Raw genomic sequence first — 10,004 nt, forward strand, 5'->3', positions numbered from 1 at the left:
GCATGAACTTTAACCTGTCGGAATGGGCTTTAAAAAATAAAGGTCTGGTGCTGTATTTCATGATCCTGCTGGGTCTGATCGGCATCGTCTCTTATTCCAAACTGTCACAAAGTGAAGATCCGCCTTTTACCTTTAAAGTCATGGTGATCCAGACTTACTGGCCAGGTGCCAGTGCCAAAGAAGTATCCCTACAGGTCACTGACCGGATTGAAAAGGAACTGATGACCACGGGACAGTATGACCGCATCATGGCCTATTCGCGTCCGGGTGAATCCATGGTGACTTTTGTTGCCAAGGATTCCCTGGCTTCGAAAGATGTCGCGGATGTCTGGTATAACGTGCGCAAGAAGGTGGGCGATATCCGGCATGGATTGCCACAAGGGGTACAAGGTCCGTTCTTTAATGATGAATTCGGCGATACCTTTGGCAATATTTATGTGCTCAAGGGTAAAGATTTTGACTATGCGACCCTCAAGGAATACGCCGACCGCTTACAGCTGCAACTGCAACGGGTCAAAGATGTTGCCAAAGTTGAGCTGATTGGCTTGCAAGACCAGAAAATCTGGATTGAGATTTCCAATACCAAGGCCATCCAGCTGGGCGTTCCAGTCATGGCGATTCAGCAAGCCCTGCAGCAGCAAAATGCCACCACCCAGTCCGGTTTTTTTGAAACCGGTTCAGACCGGATTCAGGTGCGGGTCAGTGGCGCATTAAACAGTGTTGAAGAATTAAGACAGATGCCGCTGCTGGTCAATGGCAAAACTATTCAGCTGGGCGATGTAGCAGAAGTCTATCGTGGCTTTAGTGATCCGGCACAGCCCCGGATGCGCTTTATGGGCGAAAACGGCATTGGTATTGCTGTATCGATGCGTAAGGGTGGGGACATCATTGCCTTGGGTAAAAATCTGGAACAGGAATTCGCCCGCCTGCAAAAAGCCCTGCCCCTCGGTATGGAGCTGCAAAAAGTTTCCGATCAGCCGGTGGCAGTCAAACGTAGTATTAACGAATTTATGAAAGTGCTGGCAGAAGCGGTGATTATCGTATTGCTGGTCAGTTTTTTCTCGCTCGGTTTCCGGACTGGTCTGGTGGTAGCTTTCTCGATTCCGCTGGTGCTGGCCATGACCTTTGCCGGTATGCAGCTGTTTGATGTCGGACTGCATAAAATTTCCCTGGGGGCCCTGATTCTGGCCCTCGGTCTTTTGGTTGATGATGCCATTATCGCGATTGAAATGATGGCGATTAAGATGGAGCAGGGTTATAGCCGTTTACAGGCGGCCGGGCATGCCTGGCGCACCACGGCTTTTCCAATGCTGACCGGCACCCTGATTACCGCTGCCGGTTTCCTGCCGATTGCCACTGCAGCCTCGAGTACCGGGGAATATACCCGTTCGATTTTCCAGGTGGTGACCATTGCATTACTGGTGTCCTGGATTGCCGCGGTACTGTTTGTCCCATACTTAGGCGATAAACTTCTGCCGGATTTCAACAAAGATTTAATTCAGAAAGCACCGTGGTACCAGCGTCTCTGGGCACGTCTGCGCAAACAGCCAGAACCTCAGCCGATTGTGCATCATGCCGGCGAACATTATGACCCTTATCAAACCCGGTTTTATCAGGGTTTTCGTCGTTGGGTCAATGCCTGTGTGACCTATCGTAAAACTGTCATTGCTGCCACCGTCGGAATTTTTATCCTGTCTATTTTAATGTTTAAGCTGGTGCCGCAGCAGTTTTTCCCGCCTTCGAACCGGGCGGAAATTCTGATAGATCTGAAACTTGAAGAAGGTGCATCACTGAAGGCCACTGAAGCTGCAGTAAAAAAAGTCGAAGCCTTTTTATCGAAACAAGAGGGCATTGATAACTATGTGGCTTATGTCGGGATTGGGTCTCCACGTTTCTATTTACCGCTGGATCAGCAGTTGCCGCAAACCAGTTTTGCCCAGTTTGTGGTGCTGGCATCCTCTTTGGAAGATCGTAACGAAATCCGTCAATCCTTGAGTGACCAGATTCGGCTGTTATTACCGGAAGTCCGTACCCGGGTGTCCCTGCTGGAAAATGGCCCTCCAGTCGGTTATCCATTGCAGTTCCGGGTCTCTGGTGAAGATCTGGGGTTGGTGCGTGAATGGGCGCAGAAAGTTGCAGCCACCGTGGGAGAAAATCCGAATACCACCAATGTGCATCTGGACTGGGGGGAGCCGAGCAAAGTCATCAAATTGCAGATCGATCAGGATCGTGCCCGTCAGTTGGGGGTGAGTAGCAGTGAACTGGCCAATGTGCTGAACAGCTCGATTTTGGGGGCCGGTATTGATCAGTACCGTGAAAAACGTGAACTGATCGAAATCCGTTTACGTGGTGCTCAGGCTGAACGGGTGGAGGTAGCATCTTTAGCCAGTCTGGCTGTTCCGACTGCAACCGGTACATCAGTACCTTTGGCGCAGCTGGCTAAAATTGAATACAGCTTTGAAGAAGGTCTGATCTGGCATCGGAATCGTTTACCGACCATTACCGTGCGTGCCGACATTCGCAGCAAGTTACAGCCCGCTACTGTGGTTAATGAACTCAAAGAGCCACTAGAAAAAATCCGGGCAGAGCTGCCGAATGGCTATCTGCTGCAAGTGGGCGGTACAGTTGAAGAATCGGCTCGCGGGCAGAACTCGGTTAATGCCGGCATGCCTTTATTTCTCGCAGTGGTCATGACCCTGCTGATGATTCAGCTCAAAAGCATCTCACGTGCCTTTATTGTGTTCCTGACCGCACCTTTGGGCATTATCGGAGTGGTGTTATTCCTGTTAATTTTCAATAAACCTTTCGGTTTTGTTGCGATGCTCGGGACGATTGCATTATCCGGAATGATCATGCGCAATTCGCTGATTTTGATCGATCAGATTGAGCAGGATATTCAGGCCGGAGAGTCGCAGTGGGATGCCACCATCAATGCCACAGTACGTCGTTGTCGTCCGATTGTATTAACCGCACTGGCTGCTGTACTGGCTATGATTCCTTTGTCGCGGAGTATTTTTTTCGGGCCGATGGCGGTGGCGATTATGGGGGGCTTGATTGTGGCAACCCTGTTGACCCTGTTTTTCCTGCCTGCACTATATGCACAGTGGTTTAAAGTGAAAAAAGTTTAAATTCTGTTTAAAATTGTCATAATTTCAGGTGCGAAATTTTGAAATTTTCAATATAGTAGCACCTGAGATTTTTATAATTCAAAAAATAAAAAATTGCTGTTTTGGCCTTACTGCCAGGGCAGTAATGAGGTTGAACCAGACATGACTCCAGTGACATTAACCAAGATGCGACGTTCCGTAGCCGTGGCCTATGTCTTCATGTTTTTGGCCTTATTTACCGTATTTAGCGGGGTATTTGCTTACTGGTTCGCACGTAAAGTCACCCAGGTTGATTATGCTGAAGTCTGGTTACAGGCACAGGCACTGTGGATCATGCGTAATATCGTGATTTATACCATTTTGGCGCTCTTCGCTGCATTGTGGTTTATTCCCCTGTTTTTCTTTGCCTGGGACAGCCACTTATGGGTCAAAGCCTGTGTGGTGACCGGGGTGATTTTCAGCTTTATTGCTTTTATTTTCCTGATCAATGCCTGGTTTAAAGGCATCCATAAATTCTCTCAAAACAAAGCTGTGTTCTAAAGCGTATAATTTTTTTCATATTTCCCCTTGTAAAACTCGGTTTGACCCCAATTTCAGACCTCAGTTGAATATTAAACAAAATTCCGTGAGGAGCATCGCCAGACATGGCTAAACGTGATTATTATGAGGTTTTGGGCGTCGCTAAAACCGCTAGTGATGATGAAATCAAAAAAGCCTACCGTAAGTTGGCGATGAAATATCATCCAGACCGTAACCCGGACAATGCTGAAGCTGAAGAGAAATTCAAAGAAGCAGCAGAAGCTTATGAAGTGCTCTCTGATGGTGAAAAGCGCAGCATGTACGACCGTATGGGCCATCAGGCCTTTGAAGGTGGTATGGGCGGCGGTGGCGGCTTCGGCGGTGGTTTCAGCGCAGAAGACATTTTCAGCCAGTTCGGTGATATTTTCGGTGGTGCTTTTGGTGGCGGTGGTGGTCGTGGCCAGCAACGCGCACGCCGTGGTTCTGACTTACGCTATGTGATGGAACTGACCCTTGAAGAAGCAGTCAAAGGCGTCAAGAAAACCATTACTTTTACTGCACCGGCACCGTGTGATGCCTGTGATGGTAAGGGTTCAAAAAATCCAAACGATGTGGAAACCTGCCGTACCTGTCATGGTGCCGGTCAAGTGCGCATGCAGCAAGGTTTCTTCTCGGTACAGCAAACCTGTAGCACCTGTCGTGGTCAGGGCAAGATCATCAAGAACCCATGTAATAAATGTCATGGTTCGGGTGTGTCGGATCGTCAGCAAACTCTGGAAGTCACTATTCCTGCGGGTGTGGACAATGGCGACCGCGTACGCTTGACTGGTAAGGGTGAAGCAATCCGTGATGGTCAGTCAGGTGACTTGTACGTAGAAGTGGTGGTGCGTGAGCATGAAATCTTCCAGCGTGATGGCGCTGATCTGTATATGGATGTACCGGTATCGATTGCTGATGCAGCCTTAGGTAAGGAAGTTCAGATTCCTACGCTGGATGGCCGTGTGAGCCTGAAAATTCCTGAAGGTACGCAAACAGGTAAACTGTTCCGTTTACGTGGTAAGGGTGTTAAACCGGTACGTACCAGCATGCAAGGTGACTTGCTGTGCCGTATTGTGGTAGAAACTCCAGTCAACTTAAGTGCACGTCAACGTGAACTGTTAAAAGAACTGCAAGAAACCATGGATGGTGAAGATAGCAAATCATCACCAAAGAAAAAATCATTCTTTGATCGTTTGTTTGATTAATTGAGTGAAAGTAAAAAAGGACGCTGAGGCGTCCTTTTTTATTATGTAGATAAGATACTCTAGATTAGAAGATGCTATTTATTGTTTGATAAGTCTCGCTTAAACATAAAAACCGCCTAAAAAGCGGTTTCTATTTTTATATTTGACTATCTAAATAGAAAGTATGAGTCCAAATTTGGAGGGTGATAGATATTTTGTAAGTGAGAAAAAAGCATCATTCCCGAAATTAAAAAGGCCAATATTGTTATTACAGAGCTATATAATCGCATTCATTACTTATCAAATTTACCAGTACAGCAGATTACTCTTATTTTGTTATCATGACAATGAAAGCTTAATCTTATTGAAATAATTATAAATTTTTAAAATTTTATTTTTTAATAAATAAAATAAATATATATATAAGAAAACTTGATTAATTAAATTTTTCGTGTATAGTTAACTTAACTAGAAAAAAGTCTTGTTTCGGTAAATCTTCTTTAAGTATCGTAGTTTTAGTCATAATCCTTCGTTTTTTTTCAGATTTTAAGTCTCATTCTTTATTATTTCAAAGTTATAATCAGTCTATAAAATGACTAAAAAATTATTAAAAATTATTAGGATATATTATGTCAAACTCAAATGTTGTTAAAGGTACTGTAAAGTGGTTCAACGAAACTAAAGGTTTTGGTTTTATTCAACAAGAATCAGGTCCAGATGTTTTTGCTCATTTCAGCGAAATTGCGAGTTCAGGTTTTAAAACCTTGCTTGAAGGCCAGCTGGTTGAATTCAGTGTAGCTCAAGGTCAAAAAGGACCGAATGCTGTAAATATTGTTGCTATCTAAGCAAGAATAAACAGTAAAAAAAAGCACTTAATAAGTGCTTTTTTTATCGTTCAAAATTTAATTTTAAGTTATTTTCCAAATTGGAAAAATCTTTAGAAAAACAGGATTTAAGTTGTTAAAAATAAATGATTTAATTGCAAAATCTAAAAATGGTACTGAAATTATTGTTTCGTTAATTCCTCTCAATAAAATGCAAAATACACGTCAGGGTTTAAAAAGAATTGAAGTGGGTAAAAGAGTTCTTCTTTCATCTGGAGTTGAGGTGGATTTAAACTTAGATGGCCGTACATTCTATACTTCTCTAAATCAATTATTTAAGCTAAATCATAAAGTTATTTAAAGATAAAATTCAGAAATATCAATTTTTAGTGGATATTTTGCCACTTTAACTATTATTAAAAGGTATAGATATGCTTAAACAAAGTATCAGTGTGAAGGATCAGTTTGGGGCTCAACACGCTATTCAAGCAACAGTCGATCATCATTTTTCTAAAACACAATCTCATTCCAATATAAAACATATCACTGTAGATGGTGAAGATATTCGTCCCAGTTTTGAAATGTGCTTTCAAAGTACATTAAGTGGAAAAATTTTCAAAATTGTATAGATCATTCCTAAGTGACTTAGGTTCATCACTTCAGTGAGAGATAAGCTGAGCTGAATTGAAAGGATCCTAATCTGCCCCCGAAGCTTGAATGTTCTTCATCTGATTTGAAAGCTGCTTTTTGAAGACGGTTACGTTCATGCGTGCTATTGATCCATATCCGACGACCTGGATGAGATCTAGCCCATAATTCCAAAGACCGGATTGAAACTCTTATCAATATCAGTGATTTCGATCTTTGAGTATTTTCATTGATTTTTATGCAATGCATCTTAGTGTTATTCCGCAGTTTTGCTATAGTAAGAGCAATTTTGGATCAACATCAGGACTATGTTATGTCAGCTACACCACGCATTGGGATCTTGGGTGCAGGCGGTCGTATGGGGCGTATCCTTATTCAGGCTGTGCATGAAGCAGGTTATCAATTGGCGGCTGCGGTAGAACGCCCTGAAAGTACATTATTAGGTACAGATGCTGGCGAACTTGCCGGAATTGGTGCAACAGGTGTTAAGGTCGTGGGTAGCCTTACCGATGTAGTCAAAGACTGTGATGTCGTGATTGATTTCACTGCGCCAGCAGCGACCGTCAATCATCTGAAAATTTGCCGTGAAGCTGGTGTCGCCATCGTGATTGGTACCACAGGTATGAATGACGAGCAAAAAGCCTATCTCGATCAATCTGCGACAGAAACTCCTGTAGTTTATGCAGCAAACTATTCAGTGGGTGTGAACGTCTCGATCAAACTGCTTGAACTGGCCTCTAAAGTTTTTGGCGATACGGTTGATATCGAAGTGATTGAAGCACATCACCGTCACAAAGTAGATGCGCCATCGGGTACAGCTTTGATGTGGGGTGAGGCGATTGCGGAAACTTTGGGCCGTGACCTGAAAGAAGATGCAGTGTATTGTCGCGAAGGTCATACCGGGCCGCGTGAGCGTAAGAGCATTGGCTTCCAGACTATTCGTGGTGGCGATATTGTCGGTGAACATACTGCAATGTTTATTGCCGATGGGGAACGTGTAGAAATTACTCATAAAGCCACCAATCGCATGAACTTTGCTTCTGGTGCGGTACGTGCTGCGGCTTGGGTCGTAGGCCGTGAAGCGCGTAAATATGATATGAAGGACGTGCTTGGTTTTAACGATATTCAGGTTTAAAACCGAGTCAAAATCATTTATAAAAAAATCTAAAACTAAAATAAGACGAATAAAAAATGCAAAAAATGATTTTCCTGCTCTGTGCAGTGGCGCTTGGCGCCATTGCGCAGGCAAAGCCTGTCGGGACGCCTAAACTCAGTATTCATAAAAATAATATCAAGGTCTGGACCTACCAGAATGAGCAAAACTCGGTCTTTCTCTATAAAGCTGAAACCACCTATACCGCGCCCATTGAAAATGCCGTGTCCCTGATTCTGAATGTTGAACATGCAGTGCAGTGGGTTCCCTATATGGGTAGCATCAAGGTCCTGTCCCGCGATGATAAAAAAGGCGACTTTATCCTGTATATGGTGCTGGATTTTCCATTTCCCTTAAAAGACCGTGACCTGATTGTGCAGGGCAAGATGATCAAGGAAGCCAATGGTCAGATCACCATCAAGAATAAAGCCATCCAAAGTGGCTATCCTTTAAATCCGGATTATGTGCGTTTAACCGATTATCAGGGCGACTGGACTTTTCAGAAACTGGCCAATAACAAGGTTAAGGTCTCTACTTATGGTTATGCCAATCCGGAGGGTTCCATTCCTTTGACCTTCGTAAATATGTTTGTGCAACAGCAGCCTTATAAGATGCTGCAGAAGATGAAGACCGAACTGGCCAAGCCTGCCAGTATTGCGGTCTTGCCTGAAGCCCTGCATTGAAAAAGACCCAATTGCTGGGTCTTTCTAGCAGATGAGAAAAAAGACTGAATTTAAGCTGCAAAATCTGCTTTAAGTACAATCCGGTAACGGGCTTTGCCAGAATGCAGATGTTCAATAGCCTGATTCAGCTGTGACATCGGGAACACTTCAATTTGCGGAGCAATATTTTTACGTACAGCAAATTGGAGTAACTGACGTAATGCCGCCGGCGAACCTGTCGGTGAACCGGTGACTGACTTGGCTCCGCCAATCAGCATGCCAGCCGGAATCTGCATCGGCTCTAATGGTAGACCCAACATATGTACAGTGCCGTTCGGCGCTAAAGTTGCCAGATAAGCCTGCCAGTTCAAGGTGACATTGACAGTACTCAGCAGTAAATCAAACTTGCCACGCTGGGCTTTTAATGCAGCGACATCACGACTGTTCACCACATGGTCAGCGCCCATAGCTTTCAGCTCATCAGTTTTATCCAGATTTGAAGTGAAAGCGGTAATTTCACAGCCCCAAGCTTTCAGCAGCTTGATGGCCATATGCCCTAAACCGCCAATGCCAATTACGCCAACATGATGAATAGCCTGAATCTGATGTTTTAGGATTGGATCGAATACGGTAATTCCGCCACAGAGCAGGGGACCTGCACTTTCAGGATCTAGATCTTCAGGTAAGGGAATGACCCATTGCCAGCCGGCGCGCACTTTGTCGGCAAAACCACCGGCATGTCCGACAATGGTAGCCACCTGACCACCAGTACACAGCACCTGCTGGCCTGAAATGCAGGGATCGCAATATTGGCAGCTTTCCGCTGTCCAGCCGATTCCCACTCGTTGACCAACTTTCAGGCCTTTGGCTTCTGCACCCAGATGGGTAATGGTACCGATAATCTCATGTCCTGCTACGACCGGATACACTGAAGAACCCCATTCATTATTGATCACTGAAATATCGGAATGACAGAGACCGCAGTATTCTACTTTCACTTCGACCTGATGCGGCTGCAGTTCTCCGGCATCAAACTGATAAGGCTCAAGTTCCGCACCTGCGGACATGGCTGCATAAGCTTGAATAATATTATTCGACATGATTTTCAGCTCTTATTTAAGTGCGAGAATATTGTTTTAAAATCACAATGATTTTCATGGTCATCGACCATACCAACGGCCTGCATAAAGGCATAGCAAATGGTGGGTCCGACAAATTTAAAACCGGCCTGTTTAAGGGCTTTAGACATCTTCTGGCTCTCAATGGTTTGAGCGGGTGCTTGCCGATAATCCACAACATCATTATTCAATCGCGGTTGCTGGGCAAAAGACCAGAGCCATTCCACCAGATTAATCCCTTGCTGTCGCAGCTTTAGCCATGCTTGGGCATTTTCCCGAATGGCATTCAGCTTGCCGCGATGCCGTATCAGGCTAGCATCTTCAAGTTTCAGTTGGAGTTGTTGATCTGTAAGTGAGGCGATAGACTCAATCGAATATTGAAAAAAATGTTCACGATAAGCTTCACGTTTTCTGAGAACGGTAATCCAGGCCAGACCGGCCTGTTGTCCTTCCAGACAAAGCATTTCAAACAGGCGATTTTCATCCAGTAGCGCCTGTCCCCATTCCTGGTCATGGTAGGTGATATACAGCGGATCATCGGAGCACCAGCCACAGCGTTGCACAGTCATGTGATGCTCCTTGTTTTTATGGTTTTATAGGGTGTGTTGACACTTTTAGCTTAAAGAAATAGCGAAGTAGTAAAATCAAATCGCCAAACACAATTTTACTATTCGCTATGCCTCGTACCATGCTGACAGATCAACACTGGCAAAAGTTGAAAGTTATTCTGCGTAATTTATCCATTCACCA

10 protein-coding genes are annotated in these 10,004 nt (G+C 44.6%); 8 read left to right on the forward strand and 2 right to left on the reverse strand.

All coding sequences use genetic code 11. The features are described from left to right. Positions 1-2: 2 nt before the first annotated feature. The 8 genes from NI464_RS12955 to NI464_RS12990 all read left to right on the forward strand — a co-directional run bounded on the left by NI464_RS12955 (position 3) and on the right by NI464_RS12990 (position 8,157). The gene (locus NI464_RS12955) at positions 3-3,128 is read left to right on the forward strand and encodes an efflux RND transporter permease subunit (RefSeq protein WP_253138884.1); all 3,126 of its coding nucleotides are present in this window, start codon (positions 3-5) and stop codon (positions 3,126-3,128) included. Between the two features lie 141 nt (positions 3,129-3,269). Beyond that, positions 3,270-3,647: a hypothetical protein gene (locus tag NI464_RS12960; RefSeq protein ID WP_253138887.1), complete on the forward strand. Its 378-nt coding sequence runs from the start codon at positions 3,270-3,272 to the stop codon at positions 3,645-3,647. Between the two features lie 104 nt (positions 3,648-3,751). Further along, positions 3,752-4,870, forward strand: coding sequence for a molecular chaperone DnaJ (gene dnaJ, locus NI464_RS12965; RefSeq protein ID WP_005104999.1), 1,119 nt, complete (start codon positions 3,752-3,754; stop codon positions 4,868-4,870). Positions 4,871-5,478: 608 nt separating this feature from the next. After that, complete coding sequence (locus tag NI464_RS12970) at positions 5,479-5,694, forward strand: cold-shock protein (RefSeq protein ID WP_005105001.1); 216 nt, start codon at positions 5,479-5,481, stop codon at positions 5,692-5,694. 112 nt (positions 5,695-5,806) lie between these two features. Next, a complete protein-coding gene (locus NI464_RS12975; RefSeq protein WP_004647679.1) occupies positions 5,807-6,034 on the forward strand; it encodes a hypothetical protein in 228 nt (75 codons plus the stop codon). Positions 6,035-6,104: 70 nt separating this feature from the next. Beyond that, positions 6,105-6,302 carry a hypothetical protein gene (locus tag NI464_RS12980; RefSeq protein WP_004280859.1) on the forward strand — a complete coding sequence of 66 codons (198 nt, stop codon included), beginning with the start codon at positions 6,105-6,107 and terminating at the stop codon, positions 6,300-6,302. 332 nt (positions 6,303-6,634) lie between these two features. Beyond that, positions 6,635-7,456, forward strand: coding sequence for a 4-hydroxy-tetrahydrodipicolinate reductase (gene dapB / locus NI464_RS12985; RefSeq protein ID WP_004280861.1), 822 nt, complete (start codon positions 6,635-6,637; stop codon positions 7,454-7,456). A 56-nt stretch (positions 7,457-7,512) separates the two neighbouring features. Next, positions 7,513-8,157: an START domain-containing protein gene (locus tag NI464_RS12990; RefSeq protein ID WP_253138889.1), complete on the forward strand. Its 645-nt coding sequence runs from the start codon at positions 7,513-7,515 to the stop codon at positions 8,155-8,157. 50 nt (positions 8,158-8,207) lie between these two features. On the opposite strand, the gene ahr is transcribed toward NI464_RS12990, so the two are convergent. Beyond that, a complete protein-coding gene (gene ahr / locus NI464_RS12995) occupies positions 8,208-9,236 on the reverse strand; it encodes an NADPH-dependent aldehyde reductase Ahr (protein ID WP_253138892.1) in 1,029 nt (342 codons plus the stop codon). A gap of 5 nt (positions 9,237-9,241) precedes the next feature. Then, positions 9,242-9,823: a DNA-3-methyladenine glycosylase I gene (locus NI464_RS13000; RefSeq protein ID WP_253138895.1), complete on the reverse strand. Its 582-nt coding sequence runs from the start codon at positions 9,821-9,823 to the stop codon at positions 9,242-9,244. Positions 9,824-10,004 lie beyond the last annotated feature (181 nt).

This window comes from Acinetobacter lwoffii (assembly GCF_024129685.1).
GTDB classification, from domain to species: domain Bacteria; phylum Pseudomonadota; class Gammaproteobacteria; order Pseudomonadales; family Moraxellaceae; genus Acinetobacter; species Acinetobacter lwoffii_X.

Excerpts from the sequence above, each read along its gene's own strand:
- NI464_RS13000 (WP_253138895.1), bottom strand. The coding sequence starts at position 9,823 with ATGACTGTGCAACGCTGTGGCTGGTGCTCCGATGATCCGCTGTATATC.
- NI464_RS12960 (WP_253138887.1), top strand. The coding sequence starts at position 3,270 with ATGACTCCAGTGACATTAACCAAGATGCGACGTTCCGTAGCCGTGGCC.
- ahr (WP_253138892.1), bottom strand. The coding sequence starts at position 9,236 with ATGTCGAATAATATTATTCAAGCTTATGCAGCCATGTCCGCAGGTGCG.
- NI464_RS12980 (WP_004280859.1), top strand. The coding sequence starts at position 6,105 with ATGCTTAAACAAAGTATCAGTGTGAAGGATCAGTTTGGGGCTCAACAC.
- dnaJ (WP_005104999.1), top strand. The coding sequence starts at position 3,752 with ATGGCTAAACGTGATTATTATGAGGTTTTGGGCGTCGCTAAAACCGCT.
- NI464_RS12955 (WP_253138884.1), top strand. The coding sequence starts at position 3 with ATGAACTTTAACCTGTCGGAATGGGCTTTAAAAAATAAAGGTCTGGTG.
- dapB (WP_004280861.1), top strand. The coding sequence starts at position 6,635 with ATGTCAGCTACACCACGCATTGGGATCTTGGGTGCAGGCGGTCGTATG.
- NI464_RS12970 (WP_005105001.1), top strand. The coding sequence starts at position 5,479 with ATGTCAAACTCAAATGTTGTTAAAGGTACTGTAAAGTGGTTCAACGAA.
- NI464_RS12990 (WP_253138889.1), top strand. The coding sequence starts at position 7,513 with ATGCAAAAAATGATTTTCCTGCTCTGTGCAGTGGCGCTTGGCGCCATT.